Annotated in this window: 21 protein-coding genes; 19 read left to right on the top strand and 2 right to left on the bottom strand. The window is 68.8% G+C overall.

Going from position 1 to position 18,812, the window contains the following annotated elements; translation table 11 throughout:
• The first annotated feature begins 72 nt into the window (after positions 1-72).
• The 5 genes from ACL03I_RS02955 (at position 73) to ACL03I_RS02975 (ending at position 5,140) form a co-directional block, all read left to right on the top strand.
• Positions 73-387 (top strand): hypothetical protein, encoded by a 315-nt coding sequence (locus ACL03I_RS02955; RefSeq protein ID WP_355069876.1) that lies wholly within the window; start codon positions 73-75, stop codon positions 385-387.
• A gap of 104 nt (positions 388-491) precedes the next feature.
• Positions 492-2,054, top strand: a complete 1,563-nt coding sequence (gene ffh / locus ACL03I_RS02960) for a signal recognition particle protein (RefSeq protein WP_355069877.1) — start codon at positions 492-494, stop codon at positions 2,052-2,054.
• A 166-nt stretch (positions 2,055-2,220) separates the two neighbouring features.
• Positions 2,221-3,315 carry an amidohydrolase family protein gene (locus ACL03I_RS02965; RefSeq protein WP_356962429.1) on the top strand — a complete coding sequence of 365 codons (1,095 nt, stop codon included), beginning with the start codon at positions 2,221-2,223 and terminating at the stop codon, positions 3,313-3,315.
• 54 nt (positions 3,316-3,369) lie between these two features.
• On the top strand, positions 3,370-4,353 hold the full coding sequence (locus ACL03I_RS02970) for an LLM class F420-dependent oxidoreductase (RefSeq protein ID WP_355069879.1): 984 nt from the start codon (positions 3,370-3,372) through the stop codon (positions 4,351-4,353).
• Between the two features lie 49 nt (positions 4,354-4,402).
• A complete protein-coding gene (locus tag ACL03I_RS02975; protein WP_412805096.1) occupies positions 4,403-5,140 on the top strand; it encodes a class I SAM-dependent methyltransferase in 738 nt (245 codons plus the stop codon).
• 20 nt (positions 5,141-5,160) lie between these two features.
• On the opposite strand, the gene ACL03I_RS02980 is transcribed toward ACL03I_RS02975, so the two are convergent.
• Positions 5,161-5,316 (bottom strand): hypothetical protein, encoded by a 156-nt coding sequence (locus tag ACL03I_RS02980; protein ID WP_355069883.1) that lies wholly within the window; start codon positions 5,314-5,316, stop codon positions 5,161-5,163.
• A gap of 222 nt (positions 5,317-5,538) precedes the next feature.
• On the opposite strand from ACL03I_RS02980, the gene rpsP reads away from it, so the two are divergent.
• From rpsP to ACL03I_RS03005, 5 genes are all read left to right on the top strand, one after another.
• A complete protein-coding gene (gene rpsP / locus ACL03I_RS02985; protein WP_355069884.1) occupies positions 5,539-5,970 on the top strand; it encodes a 30S ribosomal protein S16 in 432 nt (143 codons plus the stop codon).
• 94 nt (positions 5,971-6,064) lie between these two features.
• Entirely contained in the window at positions 6,065-6,307 is a 243-nt protein-coding gene (locus ACL03I_RS02990; RefSeq protein ID WP_011210690.1) for an RNA-binding protein, read from the top strand.
• Complete coding sequence (rimM, locus tag ACL03I_RS02995; protein ID WP_412805097.1) at positions 6,308-6,832, top strand: ribosome maturation factor RimM; 525 nt, start codon at positions 6,308-6,310, stop codon at positions 6,830-6,832.
• A 73-nt stretch (positions 6,833-6,905) separates the two neighbouring features.
• Positions 6,906-7,610: a tRNA (guanosine(37)-N1)-methyltransferase TrmD gene (gene trmD / locus ACL03I_RS03000; protein WP_412805098.1), complete on the top strand. Its 705-nt coding sequence runs from the start codon at positions 6,906-6,908 to the stop codon at positions 7,608-7,610.
• 21 nt (positions 7,611-7,631) lie between these two features.
• Positions 7,632-7,898, top strand: a complete 267-nt coding sequence (locus ACL03I_RS03005) for a WHG domain-containing protein (protein WP_412805099.1) — start codon at positions 7,632-7,634, stop codon at positions 7,896-7,898.
• A gap of 144 nt (positions 7,899-8,042) precedes the next feature.
• On the opposite strand, the gene ACL03I_RS03010 is transcribed toward ACL03I_RS03005, so the two are convergent.
• Positions 8,043-8,894, bottom strand: coding sequence for a helix-turn-helix transcriptional regulator (locus tag ACL03I_RS03010; RefSeq protein WP_356961296.1), 852 nt, complete (start codon positions 8,892-8,894; stop codon positions 8,043-8,045).
• Between the two features lie 99 nt (positions 8,895-8,993).
• Here ACL03I_RS03010 and ACL03I_RS03015 point away from each other — a divergent pair, with 99 nt between their 5' ends.
• The 9 genes from ACL03I_RS03015 to ACL03I_RS03055 all read left to right on the top strand — a co-directional run bounded on the left by ACL03I_RS03015 (position 8,994) and on the right by ACL03I_RS03055 (position 18,747).
• The gene (locus ACL03I_RS03015) at positions 8,994-10,628 is read left to right on the top strand and encodes an AMP-binding protein (RefSeq protein ID WP_412805100.1); all 1,635 of its coding nucleotides are present in this window, start codon (positions 8,994-8,996) and stop codon (positions 10,626-10,628) included.
• Positions 10,625-12,262: an AMP-binding protein gene (locus ACL03I_RS03020; RefSeq protein WP_412805101.1), complete on the top strand. Its 1,638-nt coding sequence runs from the start codon at positions 10,625-10,627 to the stop codon at positions 12,260-12,262. Before ACL03I_RS03015 ends, ACL03I_RS03020 begins: the two co-directional genes overlap by 4 nt.
• Before the next feature lie 106 nt (positions 12,263-12,368).
• On the top strand, positions 12,369-14,744 hold the full coding sequence (locus tag ACL03I_RS03025) for a Tex family protein (RefSeq protein ID WP_355070988.1): 2,376 nt from the start codon (positions 12,369-12,371) through the stop codon (positions 14,742-14,744).
• 27 nt (positions 14,745-14,771) lie between these two features.
• Complete coding sequence (locus ACL03I_RS03030) at positions 14,772-15,692, top strand: hypothetical protein (protein ID WP_355069895.1); 921 nt, start codon at positions 14,772-14,774, stop codon at positions 15,690-15,692.
• A gap of 165 nt (positions 15,693-15,857) precedes the next feature.
• Positions 15,858-16,148 (top strand): hypothetical protein, encoded by a 291-nt coding sequence (locus tag ACL03I_RS03035; RefSeq protein WP_355069896.1) that lies wholly within the window; start codon positions 15,858-15,860, stop codon positions 16,146-16,148.
• Positions 16,149-16,359: 211 nt separating this feature from the next.
• Positions 16,360-16,701 (top strand): 50S ribosomal protein L19, encoded by a 342-nt coding sequence (rplS, locus tag ACL03I_RS03040; protein WP_014352079.1) that lies wholly within the window; start codon positions 16,360-16,362, stop codon positions 16,699-16,701.
• A gap of 77 nt (positions 16,702-16,778) precedes the next feature.
• The gene (gene lepB / locus ACL03I_RS03045) at positions 16,779-17,561 is read left to right on the top strand and encodes a signal peptidase I (RefSeq protein WP_355069897.1); all 783 of its coding nucleotides are present in this window, start codon (positions 16,779-16,781) and stop codon (positions 17,559-17,561) included.
• A gap of 27 nt (positions 17,562-17,588) precedes the next feature.
• Entirely contained in the window at positions 17,589-18,395 is an 807-nt protein-coding gene (locus ACL03I_RS03050) for a ribonuclease HII (protein WP_397275559.1), read from the top strand.
• Positions 18,396-18,441: 46 nt separating this feature from the next.
• Entirely contained in the window at positions 18,442-18,747 is a 306-nt protein-coding gene (locus ACL03I_RS03055) for a DUF2469 domain-containing protein (protein ID WP_011210678.1), read from the top strand.
• Positions 18,748-18,812: the final 65 nt, after the last annotated feature.

Here is an 18,812-nt window from a genome sequence, read left to right on the forward strand (position 1 = left end):
CAACTCTCGTCTCGCGACCTGACCCTACGATCTAGAGCGTCCGGCTATCGCGAGCACGAGGGGAGCAGGTCGATGGCAATTGAAGTCGTTTCGGCGTCCACGATGACGAGTGACGAGACCGCGCACATGGCGCGCTGCGTCGGCGGCGACCGGTGGGTGGTCTCCTGGCTTCCTGGTCGCACGCTGACCGGGCGACAGGCGGTTACCGCGATGACGATCGCCTCCACGGTCGCCACCTCGCCCATCCCGAGCAGGGCCGAGTGGGCCGTTCTCGACGGCCTGGCCCTCGAGCTGGGCCTGACCGCCAACGAGGCGGTCTTCATGGTGGCCGAGGAGAACCACGACTACCGCAAAACGGCCAGGCCGCGCCGTCGCGTGCTCGACTAGCGAGCCCGCCGCGCCGGGAAGGACGCACCGCCTGCGCGAACACGCGGGCGATCCCATTACCCTGGGAGAGAATGTGACGTCCCCCGAGATCAGGAGCGCGATCGGTGTTCGAATCCCTGTCCGACCGGCTTACCGGTGCCCTCAAGGATCTGCGCGGTAAGGGGCGTCTGTCACCGGCCGACATCGACGCCACCTGCCGCGAGATCCGCCTGGCCTTGTTGGAGGCCGACGTCGCGCTGCCCGTGGTCCGCGGGTTCATCGGGCGGATCAAGGAGCGCGCCAAGGGCGCGGAGGTCTCCGCGGCGCTGAACCCGGCCCAGCAGGTCGTGAAGATCGTCAACGAGGAACTCATCGGGATCCTCGGCGGCGAGACCAGGCGGCTGAACCTGGCCAAGAACCCGCCGACGGTGGTCATGCTGGCCGGTCTGCAGGGTTCCGGTAAGACCACGCTCGCGGGCAAGCTGGCCAAACTGCTGAAGGGGCAGGGCCATCAACCGTTGCTGGTGGCGTGCGACCTGCAGCGCCCCGGCGCCGTCACCCAGCTGCAAGTCGTCGGCGAGCGCGCGGGCGTGCCCGTCTACGCGCCGCACCCCGGCACCTCGATCGGTGGCGGTGAGAACCCGCTCGGCATCTCCGCCGCCGATCCGGTGAACGTGGCGCGCGGGGGTGTCGAAGAGGCGCGGCAGAAGCAGTACGACGTCGTCATCGTCGACACCGCGGGCCGTCTCGGCATCGATGAAGAGCTCATGCGCCAGGCCGCGGGCATCCGCGACGCCGTGCAACCGGACGAGACCCTGTTCGTGCTGGACGCCATGATCGGCCAGGACGCGGTCAACACCGCCGAGGCGTTCCGTGACGGCGTGGGCTTCACCGGCGTGGTGCTCACCAAGCTCGACGGCGACGCCCGCGGTGGTGCGGCGCTGAGTGTCCGCGAGGTCACCGGCGTGCCGATCCTGTTCGCCTCGACCGGTGAGAAGCTCGAGGACTTCGACGTCTTCCACCCGGATCGCATGGCCAGCCGCATTCTCGGCATGGGCGACGTGCTCACCCTGATCGAGCAGGCCGAGCAGGTCTACGACGCCAAGCAGGCCGAGGAGGCCGCCCGCAAGATCGGCAGCGGCGAGCTCACCCTCGAGGACTTCCTCGACCAGATGCTGGCCATCCGCAAGATGGGCCCGATCGGGAACCTGCTCGGCATGCTGCCGGGCGCGGGCCAGATGAAGGACATGCTCGCCCAGGTCGACGACAAGCAGCTGGACCGGGTGCAGGCGATCATCCGCGGTATGACCCCGGCCGAACGGGCGAACCCGAAGATCATCAACGCCTCGCGCCGCCTGCGCATCGCCAACGGTTCCGGTGTCCAGGTCTCCGAGGTCAACCAGCTCGTCGACCGCTTCTTCGAGGCCAAGAAGATGATGACGATGATGGGCCGCCAGATGGGGTTGCCCGGCGCCCGTCGCGGCAACGCGAAGAAGGGCAAGAAGGGCAAGAAGGGTGGTCGCGGCCCGACGCCGCCGAAGGTGCGCGGTGGTTTCCCCGGGATGGGCGGCATGCCCGGCCTGCCCGCGGGGATGCCCGACCTGTCCAACATGCCTGCCGGTCTGGACCAGTTGCCGCCCGGCCTGGAGGGCTTCGATCTCAGCAAACTGAAGTTCCCGAAGAAGTAGGCCACTTACGCCGCCCACGCTGTTCGTGGGCGGCGTGCCTGTGTGCCTCGCCGGTCGGTCGCCGTGTGCGCGGCGTCGCTGCCGCGTGGCCGTGCTTCGCGCGAAATGTCCGATCCGGGAGTCGGACACCAGGTTGGCGGCCGCCGACGAGTTCCAGGAGGTTGCGGTGCATCTGCGCGGTGTGGTTCTTCCCGAAGGCGAGGTGCGCGACCTCTGGGTGCGCGACGGCCTGGTGTCGTTCGAGCCCGTGCCCGGAGCCGAAACGCTGTGCGGCTCGGGCTGGATCGTGCCGGGACTGGTCGACGCCCACTGCCACGTCGGGATCCGGTACGGCGGGGGCCACGAGGACCACGCCGGCGCCGTCGCACAGGCCGAGACCGAGCGCGCCGCCGGTGCCCTGCTGCTGCGCGACGCGGGCTCGCCCATCGACACCCGGTTCGTCGACGACCGCGAGGACCTCCCGCGGATCATCCGCGCGGGCCGCCACATCGCCCGTCCGAAGCGCTACATCCGCGAACTGGGCATCGAGCTCGACGACGAACGCGACCTGCCGGAGATCGTCGCCGAGCAGGCCCGCCTCGGCGACGGCTGGGTGAAGATCGTCGGCGACTGGATCGACCGCTCGGTGGGCGACCTGCGGCCGTTGTGGAGCGACGCGATCCTGAAGGAGGCCATCGCCGCGGCGCACGCCAACGGTGCGCGGGTCACCGCACACGTCTTCGGCGAAGACGCGCTGCCCGGCCTGATCGACGCCGGTATCGACTGCCTGGAGCACGGCACCGGTCTCACCGACGAGACCATCGAGATGATGGTCGAGCACGGCACCGCCCTGGTTCCCACCCTGATCAATATCGACACCTTCCCCGGTATCGCCGACAGCGCGGGCAAATTCCCCGTCTACGCCGCGCACATGCGCGATCTGCACCGGCGGGTGCGCGGCACGGTCGCCGCCGCGCACGAGGCGGGCGTGCCGATCTTCGCGGGCACGGACGCGGGCGGTTCCATCCGCCACGGGCGCATCGCCGACGAGATCGCCGCGCTCGGCGCCGCGGGACTGTCCCGGCACGACGCGCTCGGCGCGGCCTCCTGGCAGGCGCGCGAGTGGCTCGGGCGACCCGGCATCGAGGACGGTGCTCCCGCGGATTTCGTTGTCTACGAGGAGGATCCGCGTAGCCACCCCGAGACGCTCACCACGCCGTACGCCGTCGTGCTGCGCGGGCGCGTGTACGGCGGGCACGGTCCGGTCACCGGCCATAGATAACTCGGCGCCGCGGCTCACCCGCGCGTATCCGAAAGGGGCGTAAGGTCGGATTTCGTGACAATTCGCCTCGGATATCAGATGCCCAACTTCAGCTACGGCAAGTCGGTGCGCGAGCTGTTCCCCACGGTGATCGCGCAGGCCCGAGAGGCCGAAGCCGCCGGTTTCGACACGGCCTTCGTCATGGACCACTTCTATCAGTTGCCCGGCATCGGCACGCCCGACGAGCCGATGCTCGAGGCCTACACCGCGCTCGGCGGCCTGGCCACGGCGACGGAGCGAATCCAGTTGTCGGCGTTGGTCACCGGCAACACCTACCGCAACCCGGCGATGCTCGCCAAGACGGTCACCACGCTGGACGTGGTCAGCGGTGGCCGCGCGGTGCTCGGCATCGGCGCGGGCTGGTTCGAACTCGAGCACCGCTCCCTGGGCTACGAGTTCGGCACCTTCACCGACCGCTTCGAGCGGCTCGACGAGGCGCTGCACATCATCCAGCCGATGCTGCGCGGCGAGCGGCCCACCTTCCAGGGCAAGTGGTACCGGGTCGAGAACGCGATGAACGAGCCGCGCGTACGCGACGATCTGCCGATCCTGCTCGGCGGCAGCGGTGAGAAGAAGACCTTCGGCCTTGCCGCTCGCTTCGCCGACCATCTCAACATCATCTGCAACGCGTCCGAGCTGCCGCGCAAGATCGAGGCGCTGCGGGCGCGCTGCGCGGAGGTCGGCCGGGATCCGCGGACCCTGGAGACCAGCTACCTGTGCTTCGTCATGATGGACGAAGACGGTGACCTCGTGCGCAAGCAGCAGCGGGATTACTTGAGCCGCATGGGTATCGACCTGTCGGCCCTGTCGGACGCCGAGCTCGCGCAGAGCCCGGCCGACCGCCAGTTCGTCGGCACACCGGACGAGGTTGCCGAACAGCTGCGGACCCGCGTTCTGGACCACGGCGTAGACGGTCTCATCATCAATATGGTGTTCAACGGGCACGAGCCGGGTGCGGTCGAACTCGCCGGGCGTACCTTCGCTCCCTTGGTGCGCTGACGAGCGCGAACCCGGCGCGAATACCGTTGGCGCTGGTTATGATCGGGCAATGATAGCCCCTCCGTGGCGCGCGTCGTACGGTGTCGACGCGCCGTCGGTGCTGTTGTTGCTGGGAGTTCTCGCGGTCGGGTATCTTGCCGCCGCGCTGGTGGTGGCGCTGTTCCAGCAACTGCGCCCGTGCCTGCTGCTCCTGCTGATCGGCGTCGTGCTGGCCACGCAGTTCGGGCTGTTCCTGCACGCGACCCGCCGGGGCAAGTTCCGGGTCTGGGCGCGCCTGCTCGACGACCTCGAACTGCGTGGCGACGAACGATTGCTCGACATGGGGTGCGGGCGCGGCGCGGTGCTGCTGGCCGCCGCGCGCCGCTTGCCCGCCGGGTGTGCGGTGGGCCTGGATCTGTGGTGCTCCGCGGACCACTGCGAGAACACCCCGGCCACCGCGGAGCGGAACGCGCTCGCGGAGAACGTCGCCGATCGGATCGAGTTGCGCACCGGCGACATGACCCGCATGCCGTTCCCGGACGGCGTGTTCGACGTCGTCGTCTCCAGCTTGGCGATTCACGACATCAAGACCGCCGAGGGCCGGGCGGCGGCGCTCCGGGAGGCGTGCCGCGTGCTGCGTCCCGGCGGCAAACTGGTCATCGTCGATATCGGCGACACCCGGGCGTACCGCGCCGTCCTGGCGGCGAACGGCGCGACCGCCCTCACCCTGCGCCCCGTGGGGTGGCAGATGTGGTGGGGCGGCCCCTGGGTCCCCACCCGTGCGCTCACCGCCACCGTCCCGGGCTAGCCGCATCGAGACGCCGAGCCTCACTCCATGGCGCGGGCGACGCCCGCGGCAACGAGTCGCAGCACCCGGAACACGCCGGGTACGACGTACTCGACGGCAGCCTCATCGCCGAGTTCGCTCGCGATGTCGCGGGTGATGCGGGCGGGTCGTGTGCGGTGGCGTCGGAACAGTCGCATGCCTGGTTATGGCGGGTGGGCATCGTTGTGTGAACACGCACGCGATTTCTGGCGGGATCGTCCGGTCTGGCACAATGGACCACCGTCCTTCCGGACAAGTGTCAGCCCGTCTCCGGTTCCGTACCGCGCGGCGGTCACACACTCGAAAGCGCAAAACCGGGCTCGCAGACCATGCGGGTCGCCGAATTGCGTCGTGACCAACCAACGAAAGGCAGATCAGCAGTGGCTGTTCGCATCAAGCTCACCCGCCTGGGCAAGATCCGCAACCCGCAGTACCGCGTCGTCGTCGCGGACGCCCGCACCCGCCGTGACGGCCGGGCCATCGAGTCCATCGGCAAGTACCACCCGAAGGAAGAGCCCTCGCTGATCGAGATCAACTCCGAGCGCGTGCAGTACTGGCTCGGCGTCGGCGCGCAGCCGACCGAGCCGGTCCTCCAGCTGCTGAAGATCACCGGCGACTGGCAGAAGTTCAAGGGCATCGAGGGCGCCGAGGGCACCCTGAAGGTCAAGCCGGCCAAGCCGTCGAAGCTGGACCTGTTCAACGCCGCGCTGGCCGCCGCCGACAACGAGCCGGTCGCCGAGGCGGTCACCCCCAAGAAGAAGGGCAAGAAGGACGCCGAGGAGGGCGCCGAGGCTGCCGAGGCCGGCGAGTAATGAGCGGGCGATACCCGTCCATCCGATACCCGTCACGAGCCGTGCGCAGACCGGCCCCGACGACGGGTGAGTTGCGTCGTGAGGTGATGGAGCAGTGAGCGCCGTCGTCGCCGATGCCGTCGAGCACTTGGTGCGCGGTATCGTCGCCAATCCCGATGACGTCCGCGTCGAGCTGATCACCGGCCGCAGGGGACGCACCGTCGAGGTGCACGTTCACCCCGATGACCTGGGCAAAGTGATCGGTCGCGGCGGACGTACCGCGACCGCGCTGCGCACCCTCGTCGCCGGTATCGGCGGCCGGGGCATCCGGGTCGACGTGGTCGACACCGACCAGTAGATGGAACTCGTCGTCGGGCGGGTCGCCAAGTCGCACGGCGTGCGCGGCGAACTCGTCGTCGAGGTGCGCACCGACGAGCCGGAGGCGCGTTTCGCGCCGGGCGTCAGGTTGCGCGGTCGGCTGCCGCGAGCGGCGGAGGTTCGCGAGTTCACCGTGGAGTCGGCCCGGCAGCACTCGGGCCGGCTTCTGGTGTTCCTGTCCGGTGTGACCGACCGCACCGCTGCCGACGCGTTGCGCGGCATGCTGTTCGTGGTCGACAGTGCCGACCTTCCGCCTTCGGAGGATCCGGACGAGTTCTACGACCACGAACTGGAGGGGCTGGAGGTACGGCTCACCGACGGCACCGTGGTCGGCTCCGTGCGCGAAGTGCTGCATTCCGCGGCGGGTGAGTTGCTGGAGGTGCGGGCCGCGGACGACGGGCGGGAGATCCTGATCCCGTTCGTCACCGCCATCGTGCCCACGGTGTCCCTCGCCGAGGGCGTGATCGTGATCGATCCGCCCGAAGGTTTGCTCGACCCGGAATGACACGGTGGGCGTCCGACCGCGCGTCGCTCGCCCCGGCCGACGACCTGCGGCCCGGCGGCGCTAGGAGACAGTCATGAAACTCGACGTCGTCACGATCTTCCCCGAGTACCTGGAGCCGTTGCGCACGGCACTGCTGGGTAAGGCGATCGACAAGGGACTGATCTCGCTCACGGTGCACGACCTGCGCCGTTGGACGCATGACGTGCACAAGTCCGTCGACGATTCCCCCTACGGGGGTGGGCCGGGCATGGTCATGAAACCGACCGTGTGGGGCGACGCGCTCGACGAAGTATGTCCCGATGACGCGCTGCTCGTGGTCCCCACGCCCGCGGGGATGCCGTTCACGCAGGCCATGGCACACAGCTGGGCCGCCGAGCGGCATCTCGTCTTCGCCTGCGGCCGCTATGAGGGCATCGACCAGCGCGTCTTCGACGACGCCGCCCGCCGCGTCCGGGTGCAAGAGGTCAGCATCGGCGACTACGTGTTGATCGGCGGCGAGGCGGCCGTGCTGGTGATGACCGAGGCCGTGGTCCGGCTGCTGCCCGGTGTCCTCGGCAATCAGCAGTCACATCAAGAGGATTCGTTTTCCGACGGGTTGCTCGAAGGTCCCAGCTACACCCGTCCGGTCTCCTGGCGCGGGTTGGACGTCCCTCCGGTCCTGCTGTCCGGCGACCACGCGAAGGTGGCGGCCTGGCGGCGCGAGCAATCACTCGCGCGGACCCGCGAGCGTCGTCCGGACCTGCTCGCGGACCACGGCACGGCCGGACCCGAGCGATAGACCGCTGCACGGCTACATCGAGTGGGCACTGGCCCCTATCCGGCCCGCTTCAAGCTGGTCTTCGGCGCGTGGACGATCGACTCGCCCGAACTCGCCACGGCCGCTCACGCCGCGCAAGAGGCGCAGATCGACATCGTCGCCCGATGCCAAGCCGCGGGCGACCTTCCCGCCGGCGACCCCATCCGCCTCGCCGCCCTGCTCCGCGCACTCGCGCACGGCGCCGCCGACCTCGCCGCGGCGGGCCACCTCGCGGCCGATGGAAAGGCAACGCCGACCCCACCGACCTAGGTCGACGACCTCCTCACCCACCTGAATCCGAATTCTCGAGCAGCCATGCATCATCGGCCGTGCTCGGGCCTTCGGCACCGACGTCACCGCCGAGAGGTGTACCGACAACGGAACGTTGCCCTCGGTGGACTGCAGCGGGGATCGTCAGGGCAGCAGACCATGGCGGCGGGCGGCCACCACCGCCTCGTGCCGGGAGTGGGCGTCGAGTTTGACCATCGCGTTGCGAAGGTAGCTCTTCACGGTCTCCGGGCCGAGTGAGAGTCGTTGCGCCGCTTCCTGATTGGTGCAACCCAAGGCGATCTGGGATAGCACGTCGAGTTCTCGGCGGGACAGTTTCGGGCCGTCCGGCCGCGGGTCGCCGGTCATGACCCGGGTGAGGCGCTCGCATACCGCGTGCAGGCGTCCGCGCAGCCGATCGTCCTCGGTCGAGCGCGCCATGCCGCGCAGTTCGGCGTGGATGTCGCGGAGTTCCTCCGTGATCGCCGGTGCCGCGGCCGCCGACGGCGCGGTGGCCTCCAGCATGCGCAGCCGACGGTCGACCTCGTCGCGAACGGCGATCTCGGTGGCCAAGCGGCGCCCGGCCTGCACGACCAGATCCGCGGTGCGGTCGCCCAGCGGACTCGCGCCGCGCGTCGCGGCGTAGAGCACCGCGCGGGAGCGCTGGTCCACCACCACGGGCACGGCGAGCACCGACCGGATGCCCTCGCCGGAGACCGGCCCGTCGTAGTCGTGGGTGATCGAGGAGGCGCGGCGATAGTCGGAGACCGCGGCGGGCCGTCCGGAATCCATCACCCGTCCGCCCAGCCCGGAAGCCCGCACGACGGCCAGACCGCGCAGGCCGTTGGTCAGCGTGCCGACGAATTCCGACAGCAGCAGCGCGTCGCCGTGCACTTCGCCGCCGAACGCCACCGGCACGCCCGCCGCGCTCGCCACCCAGCGGATCTCGGCGCGCAGCGCGTCGCTGTCGCGCGGACGCAGCAGTGCGGTGTGGGTCACGAGACTCACCCCTTTTCGGGGGTAGTGGGCAGCGGGATGTGACCCACATCCTATTGCACACCCGGGTTGAGCTGGATCACAGAACGAGGAGAACTGAAGATGGGCACCGATCTGAATCAGCGGGTGCGCGAACTGCTGGACTGTTACGACCGCGCCGACGCGTCGGCGGCGGACCTGCTGTGTGATCGGCACCCGGCCGACCGGGTCGCCTTCACGATCGTCGAGGCCGACTTGTCCTCGACCGACCTCACCTACGGCGAACTGCGCGAACGCTCCGCCCGCTTCGCCGACGCACTCGCCGGACTCGGCGTCGAACCCGGCCACCGGGTCGCCACGCTGATGGCGAAATCCGCGGACCTGGTGGTCGCTCTGCTCGGGATCTGGCGCCGGGGTGCGGTGCACGTTCCGCTGTTCACCGCCTTCGCTCCGCCCGCGATCGCCCTGCGGTTGAACGCCAGTCGCGCCTCGGTCGTCATCGCCGATGCCGACCAGGCGCCGAAGCTGGCGCCGGGACCCGATCTGCCCGGCGATCCGTCCTGGCGGCTCATCGTCACCGGAGCGGAGGCGCCCGAAGGGGCGCTGCGGATGGACGAGTTGCTCCACGCTCATACGGCCACCTCTCCGCAGGCTCAGCCGATCGTGGTGGGCGGTGACGGACTGCTCGTCCAACTGTTCACCAGCGGCACCACGGGCACGCCCAAGGGCGTCCCGATTCCGCTGCGCGCGCTCGCCTCCTTCCACGCGTACCAGGAATTCGCGCTGGACGTCCGCCCCGACGACGTCTTTTGGAACGCCGCCGATCCGGGCTGGGCCTACGGGCTCTACTACGCCATCCTCGGCCCGCTGGCCACCGGCATCCGCAGCATCCTGCTGCACGCGGGCTTCTCGGCACCGCTGACCTGGCAGGTGCTGGAGACGTTCGGCGTCACCAACTTCGCCGCCGCCCCGACGGTATATCGAGCGTTGCGCGCCGACGGTGCCACGCCGCCCGTGCATTCCCGATTGCGCCGTGCGTCTTCGGCGGGAGAACCGCTGACCCCTGAAGTGGTCGCGTGGTCCGTCGAGTACCTCGGTGTCGCGGTGCGCGACCACTACGGCCAGACCGAGCACGGCATGGTTATCTGCAACGCCTGGCACGAAGACCTGGACACCGAGACCCCCGCCGGATCGATGGGTCGCTCGCTGCCCGGCTGGACCTGCGCCGTGCTCTCCGACGACGCCGACACGATCGCTCCCCCCGGCGAATTGGGCCGGGTCGCGATCGATACGGAACGCAGTCCGCTGCTGTGGTTCCTCGGCTATCTCGACGCTCCGGACCGCACCGCGCAGCGCTACACCGCCGACGGCCGCTGGTATCTGACCGGTGACGCGGGCTCACAGGACGCGGACGGCTTCTTCCGCTTCTCCTCCCGCGACGACGACGTGATCATCATGGCCGGCTACCGCATCGGCCCGTTCGAGGTGGAGAGCGTTCTGGTGCTGCACGAGCAGGTCGCGGAGGCGGCGGTGGTCGGCATTCCGGACGAACTGCGCGGCGAAGTGCTCGAGGCGTTCGTCGTGCTGCGTGACGGCGCCGTCGGCGGTGCCGAGCTGGAAGCCGAGCTACAGAGCCTGGTGAAGCGAAAGTTCGCGGCGCATGCCTACCCGCGCCGGGTTCACTTCGTGGCGAGCCTGCCGAAGACGCCCAGCGGCAAGGTGCAGCGGTTCGTGCTGCGGCAGGGCGGTGCCCGATGACTTCGGCCATGTTGCCCCTGCCCAGCTACGCCTCGGGCGTGTCGGACGTCGCGCTGCTCGGCGACACCATCGGCGGCAATCTCGATCGCGCGGTGGCGGCGTTCCCGGACCGGGAAGCCCTGGTGGATCTGCCGAGCGGACGGCGCTGGACCTATCGCGCTCTCGGCGCCGCGGTCGACGCCCTGGCCTGCGGCCTGGCCGCACAGGGCATCGGCAAGGGCGACCGGGTCGGCATCTGGGCGCCGAACCGCGCGGAATGGTTTCTGGTGCAGTACGCCACGGCGAAAATCGGCGCGATCCTGGTCAACATCAATCCGGCGTACCGCACCAGTGAACTGGAGTACGTGCTGTGCCAGGCGGGCGTGCGAATGCTCATCGCGGCCGAGCGGTTCAAGTCCTCGGACTACGTGGCGATGATCGAGCAGGTCCGGCCGAACTGTCCGGCGCTGACGCAGGTGCTCGTGCTGGGCACACCGGAGTGGGAGGCGCTGTCGGGCACCGAGATCGACACCGATCGGCTCGTCGAACTGGGTGCGCAGCTTTCCGCCGACGACCCGATCAACATCCAGTACACCTCGGGCACAACCGGTTTCCCGAAGGGCGCCACGCTCAGTCACCACAACATCCTGAACAACGGCTATTTCGTCGGGGAACTGTGCGGATACACCGAGCAGGACCGGATCTGCGTCCCGGTGCCGTTCTACCACTGCTTCGGCATGGTGATGGGCAACCTGGCGAGCACCAGCCACGGTGCCGCTATCGTGATTCCGTCGCCGTCGTTCGATCCGAGAGCGGCCCTGGCGGCGGTCGAAGCCGAGCGCTGCACCTCCCTCTACGGTGTGCCGACGATGTTCATCGACATGCTCGCCGCGCTGAACTCGGCCGCCGCGGACCTGTCCACGCTGCGCACCGGGATCATGGCGGGCTCGCCGTGTCCGGTCGAGGTGATGAAGCGGGTGATCGACCGGATGGGCATGCGCGAGGTCTGCATCTGCTACGGCATGACGGAGACGTCTCCGGTCAGCACCCAGACCCGGCGCGACGACGGCATCGAACGGCGCACCGCCACCGTCGGCCGGGTCGGGCCGCACCTGGAGGTCAAGATCGTCGATCCCGCAACGGGTCTCACGGTGCCGCGCGGCGAACCCGGCGAACTGTGCACCCGAGGCTATTCGGTGATGCTCGGGTACTGGGACGAGCCGGACAAGACCGCCGAGGCCATCGATGCCGCCCGTTGGATGCACACCGGCGACATCGGCGTGATGGACGACGAGGGCTATGTGGCCGTCACCGGCCGGATCAAGGACATGGTCATCCGGGGTGGCGAGAACGTCTACCCGCGGGAGATCGAGGAATTCCTCTACACCCATCCCGACATCCTGGACGCGCAGGTGATCGGTGTGCCGGATCCGAAGTACGGCGAAGAACTGATGGCCTGGATCCGGATGCGCGAGGGCGCAACGCCGTTGGACGCCACGGCCGTGCGAGACTTCGCCGCCGGCAAGCTGGCGCACTTCAAGATTCCCCGCTACGTGCATGTGGTCGAGGAATTCCCGATGACGGTCACCGGCAAGGTCCGCAAGGCGCAGATGCGGGAACTGTCGCGGCGGCTGCTCGGCCTGGACGACAGCTGAGACGAGGGAGGTTCACCTGGGTGTGGACCGCGTGTCAGGCGGCGACGGTAGTGTCTCCGACGTGACGACAGCGCCCGAGACTGCCAGTGCAGAGTCCACACCCGCCGTGCCACGCTCCGACACCGCGGGCCCAGCCAGCGTGAACCGTCGCATCGCCGAGGAACTCGCGGTGCGCGAGACCCAGGTGCGCGCCGCCGTCGAGCTGCTCGACGCGGGCTCGACGGTGCCGTTCATCGCCCGGTACCGCAAGGAGGTCACCGGCGGCCTGGACGACGCGCAGCTGCGCGTGCTCGACGAGCGTCTGCACTACCTGCGCGAACTCGACGAGCGCAGGGCCGCGATCATCGAATCGATCCGGGGCCAGGGCAAACTCGACGACGCTCTGCATCGGCAGCTCCTGCTCGCCGAGACCAAGGCCCGGCTCGAGGACATCTACCTGCCGTACAAGCCGAAGCGGCGCACGAAGGCGCAGATCGCGCGTGAGGCCGGGCACGAGCCGGTGGCCGACGCCCTGATCGAGGATCCGAACACCGACCCGGCGCAGTACACCGCCGAGCAACTCGACGGCGCGCGCGCCATCCTGGTCGAACGTTTCGCCGAGGACGCCGATCTGGTCGGCGAGTTGCGCGAACTGATGTGGAACCGCGGGCAGGTCACCTCGACCGTGCGCGCGGGCAAGGAGGAGGCGGGCGCGAAGTTCGCCGACTATTTCGAGTTCAGCGAGCCGTTCGACAAGCTGCCCTCCCACCGCATCCTGGCGCTGCTGCGCGGCGAGAAGGAGGAGGTGCTCACCCTGCACCTCGAACCGGACACCGAGGAGCCGCAGCCGGGCGAGCGCACCGTCTACGAGGGTCGTATCGCCACTCGCTTCGGCATCGCCGACCGGGGCCGCCCCGCCGACTCCTGGTTGCTGGACACGGTGCGCTGGGCTTGGCGGACCAAGCTGCAGGTCAGCCTCGGCATCGACACCAGGATGCGGTTGCGGCAGGCGGCGGAGAAGGACGCGGTGGACGTGTTCGCCGCGAATCTGCGTGATCTGCTGCTCGCCGCCCCCGCGGGCACCCGCACGACGATGGGTCTGGACCCCGGCTACCGCACCGGCGTGAAAGTGGCGGTGGTCGACGCCACCGGCAAGGTGGTCGCCACCGAGGTGATCTACCCGCACAAACCGCAGGGCCAGACCGAGAAGTCGCTCGCGGTGCTCGGCGCGCTGGTGGCCCGATTCGGCGTGGAACTCATCGCCATCGGCAACGGCACCGCCTCGCGCGAGACCGACGCCCTTGCCGCCGAACTGATCTCGCGCATCCCGGAGAACAAGCCCACCAAGATCGTGGTCTCCGAGGCGGGCGCTTCGGTGTACTCCGCCTCGGCCTACGCCTCGCAGGAGCTGCCCGAGCTGGACGTGTCGCTGCGCGGCGCGGTGTCGATCGCGCGCCGGCTGCAGGACCCGCTGGCCGAACTGGTGAAGATCGATCCGAAGTCCATCGGCGTCGGCCAGTACCAGCACGACGTGTCCGAATCGCTGCTGGCCCGTTCGCTGGGCGCGGTGGTCGAGGACGCGGTGAACGCGGTCGGCGTGGACGTGAACACCGCCTCGGTGCCGCTGCTGTCGCGGGTCTCCGGCATCGCCGGGTCGGTGGCGGAGAGCATCGTGGCGCACCGGGATCAGAACGGCCCGTTCCGCAGCAGGACCGCGCTGCTCGACGTCCCGCGGCTGGGCCCGAAGGCGTTCGAGCAGTGCGCGGGCTTCCTGCGCATTCGCGGCGGCGACGATCCGCTGGACACCTCCGCGGTGCACCCGGAGGCGTATCCGGTCGTGCGGCGCATCCTCGAATCGACGGGACGCGGCATCGCGGAGATCATCGGCAACACCACGGCGCTGCGCTCGCTGCGCGCGGGCGATTTCACCGACGAGCGCTTCGGTGTCCCGACCGTTACCGACATCATCGCCGAGCTGGAGAAGCCGGGGCGCGACCCGCGTCCGGAATTCAAGACCGCTGAGTTCGCCGCGGGCGTGGAGAAAGTCGCCGACCTGAAGCCGGGCATGGTGCTCGAGGGCGTGGTGACCAACGTGGCCGCCTTCGGCGCGTTCGTCGACGTGGGTGTGCACCAGGACGGCTTGGTGCATGTCTCGGCCATGTCGCACAACTTCGTCAAGGATCCGCGCGAAGTGGTCAAGTCCGGCGACGTCGTGAAGGTGAAGGTGCTCGAGGTGGACGTCGCGCGCCAGCGCATCGGTCTGTCCCTGCGCCTGGACGACGAACCCGGCACGCCCGCCAAGGGCGGCGACAACCGGCAGCGCGGTCAAGGCGGCGGCCGATCCGGTGGAGGCGATCAGCGGCAGCGGCAGAATGGTCAGAACAGGCAACAGGGCCAGAACCGCAATCAAGGACAGGGGCGTGGCGGCAATCAGCGCAGGAACGCGCCGGCACCTAGCGGCGCGATGGCGGACGCCTTGCGCAGGGCGGGTTTCGGCCAGTAGCCCGGTCCGCAGGAGGAAGTAGCGGCCATGCGACGGTGGCTCCACGAGGACGTGATCGCCCAAGGGCGGCTGCCGTTGCTGTGCTTCCTGCTCGGATTCATCGTCGGATTCCTGTTCATCCGCCTCAGCGTCCGGCTGATCCGCGCGCGGGTGCGCTGGTGGCCGGGCAACCTGCGGGCCGGTGACACGCACATCCACCACATGGTGTTCGGGGTGATCCTGCTGCTGTCCTCCGGCGTCGGCATGGTCGCCCAGTACGAGAGCGCCGACACCGCCACGGGCAGCATCCTCGCCGCGCTGTTCGGCGTGGGCGCCGCTCTGGTGCTCGACGAATTCGCGCTGATCTTCTATCTGCGCGACGTGTATTGGGAGGAGCAGGGGCGGACATCGGTGGACGCGGTGTTCGTCGCGCTCGCCGTGACAGGATTGCTGCTGCTGGGCTTCCATCCGCTGTGGCTGCTGGACATCAACGATTTCCGGCGGGATCCGAGCCTGGAGGTCCGCTCCTTCGTCGTCGTGTTCGCCGTGGTCAACCTCGCTCTCGCCGCCATCGTGATCGCCAAAGGGAAGATCTGGACCGGCCTGTTCGGCATGTTCTTCCTGCCGTTGCTGGTCGTCGGTGCGCTGCGGCTGAGCCGCCCTGGCGCGCCCTGGGCGCGCTGGCGTTACGGCGACCGCAGGCGCCTGAGGTACCGGGCCATCGTCCGGGAACGGCGATACCGTCGCCCGGTCATCCGCGCCAAGATCTTCGTGCAGGATCTGGTCGCCGGAAAACCGGACGTCGAGCACGTCCGCACGGCGGCGGAGGCGGAACTCACCCGTACGGTTGTGCCCGCCCCGCCCGCTCCGCACCGCGACCATTCGTTCTGGCACTCCGACCACGGCTCGCCGCGTACGCCCGGCCCGCCGCCTGTCCAGGACGCGATCTCCGGCGAACAGCACCGCTGACGAACGCTCAGCGGAGGGGTCGGCCGGCAACGTGCCGTGCGCGGCGGGGGATGATCGGGGTCGCGTGAGATTGCCGGAAGCCTCTGTGTCGCGTAACCCGTAAATGGTTCTGTCGCAGGACATTTTTCGATCGACGGTGGCTATGCGTATACGTATACTGCGTTCATGTTGGATCCGCTCAGCCTTGCGGTCGGCGCCGGCCTCGTCGGTGTCGGCTGGGTATGTGGTCGATTCGTGCCTCGGCGAGGCCGGGCGGGGAAGGAGCTTCGCGCACGCTGCGGTTGTGGTCACGACCTGGCACTGCACGACCGCTCCTCGGGCGCTTGTCACGCCGAGATCTCCCGCAAAGGCATCCACGGCCTGCGTGAGTGGGTCGGTTGCAACTGCCGCCGCTACACCGGCCCGATTCCGCTCGAAGAAGTGTTCGCCTCGCCCATACTCCCGCCGGAGTCGTGAACCGATCGCACCGCCTCGGGCGTAACGTGAAGAGACCGCCGACTCGCCACCACCAGGGTCGATTTCTTCCACGGCGCGCCGATCTGGCACAATGCTCAGGTTGCCCTGGGTGGTTGTCGACCCGGCGCATCCCATTGATCGGAGCATGAACCGGCCGAGCACGCCAAGTGCCGCCAGGGTCCTCTGTTCGCGCGAAACCATAAGGATGGAAATGAACACCCTTGACTTCGTCGACGAGAAGTCGCTGCGCAGCGACGTCCCCGAGTTCCGGCCGGGCGACACGCTGAACGTGCACGTGAAGGTCATCGAAGGCTCGAAGGAGCGCATCCAGGTCTTCAAGGGCGTCGTGATCCGTCGCCAGGGTGGTGGCATCCGCGAGACCTTCACCGTCCGCAAGGTGTCGTTCGGTGTCGGCGTCGAGCGCACCTTCCCGGTGCACAGCCCGAACATCGACCACATCGATGTCGTGACCCGCGGTGATGTCCGTCGCGCCAAGCTGTACTACCTGCGCGACCTGCGTGGCAAGGCCGCCAAGATCAAGGAAAAGCGCTGAGTTAGCTTTTCGGCACAACAGATCTTCCTCAGCCCGGCATCGGACCTCGGTTTCGCTGCCGGGCTAATCTGTTCGGCGTGGCAGACGAAAGTGGGTCGGTATCGGTGTCCGAATCGGGCGACGAGAGTACGCGGGCGGGTCGCGCCAAGCGGCGATCGAAGAAGAAGCAGCGGCCGTTCTGGCAGGAATTGCCGATCCTCATCGTGATCGCCGCGGTGATCGCCGCGCTGATGGTTACCTTTGTCGGTCGGCCGTACGTGATTCCCTCGGAGTCGATGGAAACCACGTTGCACGGATGCGCCGGATGCACCGGCGACCGCATCTACGTGCAGAAGCTGAGCTACTACTGGGGTGACCCGCAACCGGGCGACGTGGTCGTGTTCGTCGGCCCGCCGTCGTGGAACACCCGCTACCAGTCGATCCGCTCGGACAATCCCGCGGTCCGTGGCGTGCAGAACTTCTTCTCCTTCTTCGGCTTGGTGCCGCCGGACGAGAACGATCTGGTGAAGCGCGTCATCGCGGTCGGCGGCCAGACCGTGGAGTGCTGCGACCCGCAGGGGCGGGTCATCGTGGACGGCAAGCCGCTGGACGAGCCGTACGCCCGGTACCTCGCCCCGTACGTGCCCGGCCAGCCCTACAACGCGTCCGGCGGCCGCGAGTTCAAGCCCGTGAAGGTGCCCGAAGGGCATCTGTGGGTGATGGGCGACAACCGCAACCAGTCCGCCGACTCCCGCGCCCACATCACCGACGAACTGCAGGGCACCATCCCCGTGGAGAACGTCCGCGGCAAGGCGGTGTTCAAGATCTGGCCGCCCGGACGGATCGGTCCGGTGCACTCGGAGAATCCCCAGCAGAACTGATCACGCGAGGCGCTGGATAATTGAACGGTGGGGCAAGGTCGAGTGCCGGTGGGTAACGGTTGGCCGCCGCGTGTGGTGATGCGCAGGGCCGGAGGATTGCGCACGCTCGAGGCGGCGTTGATCCGCAGTGGTCTGGGGCCGGTCGCGGGTGTCGACGAGGCGGGGCGCGGCCCCTGCGCGGGACCACTGGTGGTGGCGGCGTGCCTGCTGGCCCCGAAGGCCTACGACAGGCTGGCCGGCCTCGACGACTCCAAGAAGCTCACCGAGGCCACTCGCGAAGAGCTGTATCCGGTGATCGTCCGTCTGGCACTCGCTTATCAGGTCGTCGTGATCCCGGCCTGGGAGATCGACTCGATCGGCATCCACGTCGCCAATATCGAGGGGATGCGCCGCGCCGTGGCCGGGCTCCGGCGCACTCCCGGCTACGTGCTGACCGATGGGTTCCGGGTGCCCGGCATACCGGTGCCTTCGCTGCCGGTGATCGGCGGCGACGGTGCGGCGGCCTGCATCGCGGCGGCCAGCATCCTGGCCAAGGTCACCAGGGACCGCATCATGGTCGAGCTGGACGGGCGGTTCCCCGGCTACGGATTCGCCGCCCACAAGGGCTACAACACGCCCGAGCACACCGCCGCGTTGCAACGTCTCGGCCCGAGCAGCGAGCACCGGCGCTCCTGGCGCAACGTACGCGAAGCCGCCGGGTTGCGCCCGGTCGCGGCGGCGGCCGATGTCGCGGACGCCGTACTGGCCGAGGGCTTGGACGAGGCGCTGTCGGAGCAGTTTCCGAACGGGCGTACGGCTGGCCGAGTAGCTACCGATGCAGCGCATGCGCGATGATGTCACCACACGACGCGATGCGGCGAGAAGGAGGACGTCCCACCCGATGAGTGCCGAGGACCTCGAGAAGTACGAAACCGAGATGGAGCTCTCGCTGTATCGCGAGTACAAGGACATCGTCGGTCAGTTTTCGTACGTGGTGGAGACCGAGCGCCGCTTCTACCTGGCCAATTCCGTGGAGCTGCGGCCGCAGAACGCGGACGGCGAGGTGTACTTCGAGGTGCGGATGAGCGACGCGTGGGTCTGGGACATGTACCGCCCGGCCCGCTTCGTCAAGCACGTCCGGGTCATCACCTTCAAAGACGTCAACATCGAGGAGCTGGAGAAGCCGGACCTGCGCTTGCCCGAGTGAGCCCGCTCGGCGTTCTGCACAGCGACTCGGTTATCAACAGGTTTTCCGATTCCCCCGGTCGGCGG

This window comes from Nocardia sichangensis, assembly GCF_047200615.1.
GTDB classification, from domain to species: Bacteria; Actinomycetota; Actinomycetes; order Mycobacteriales; family Mycobacteriaceae; genus Nocardia; species Nocardia sichangensis.

What these genes read in the sequence shown, in the direction of transcription:
- ACL03I_RS03030 (WP_355069895.1), top strand. Translation starts at nt 14,772, where the DNA reads ATGCGACGGTGGCTCCACGAGGACGTGATCGCCCAAGGGCGGCTGCCG.
- ACL03I_RS03015 (WP_412805100.1), top strand. Translation starts at nt 8,994, where the DNA reads ATGGGCACCGATCTGAATCAGCGGGTGCGCGAACTGCTGGACTGTTAC.
- ACL03I_RS03035 (WP_355069896.1), top strand. Translation starts at nt 15,858, where the DNA reads ATGTTGGATCCGCTCAGCCTTGCGGTCGGCGCCGGCCTCGTCGGTGTC.
- rimM (WP_412805097.1), top strand. Translation starts at nt 6,308, where the DNA reads ATGGAACTCGTCGTCGGGCGGGTCGCCAAGTCGCACGGCGTGCGCGGC.
- trmD (WP_412805098.1), top strand. Translation starts at nt 6,906, where the DNA reads ATGAAACTCGACGTCGTCACGATCTTCCCCGAGTACCTGGAGCCGTTG.
- ACL03I_RS02975 (WP_412805096.1), top strand. Translation starts at nt 4,403, where the DNA reads ATGATAGCCCCTCCGTGGCGCGCGTCGTACGGTGTCGACGCGCCGTCG.
- ACL03I_RS02980 (WP_355069883.1), bottom strand. Translation starts at nt 5,316, where the DNA reads ATGCGACTGTTCCGACGCCACCGCACACGACCCGCCCGCATCACCCGC.
- ACL03I_RS03055 (WP_011210678.1), top strand. Translation starts at nt 18,442, where the DNA reads ATGAGTGCCGAGGACCTCGAGAAGTACGAAACCGAGATGGAGCTCTCG.
- ACL03I_RS03020 (WP_412805101.1), top strand. Translation starts at nt 10,625, where the DNA reads ATGACTTCGGCCATGTTGCCCCTGCCCAGCTACGCCTCGGGCGTGTCG.
- rplS (WP_014352079.1), top strand. Translation starts at nt 16,360, where the DNA reads ATGAACACCCTTGACTTCGTCGACGAGAAGTCGCTGCGCAGCGACGTC.
- ACL03I_RS02955 (WP_355069876.1), top strand. Translation starts at nt 73, where the DNA reads ATGGCAATTGAAGTCGTTTCGGCGTCCACGATGACGAGTGACGAGACC.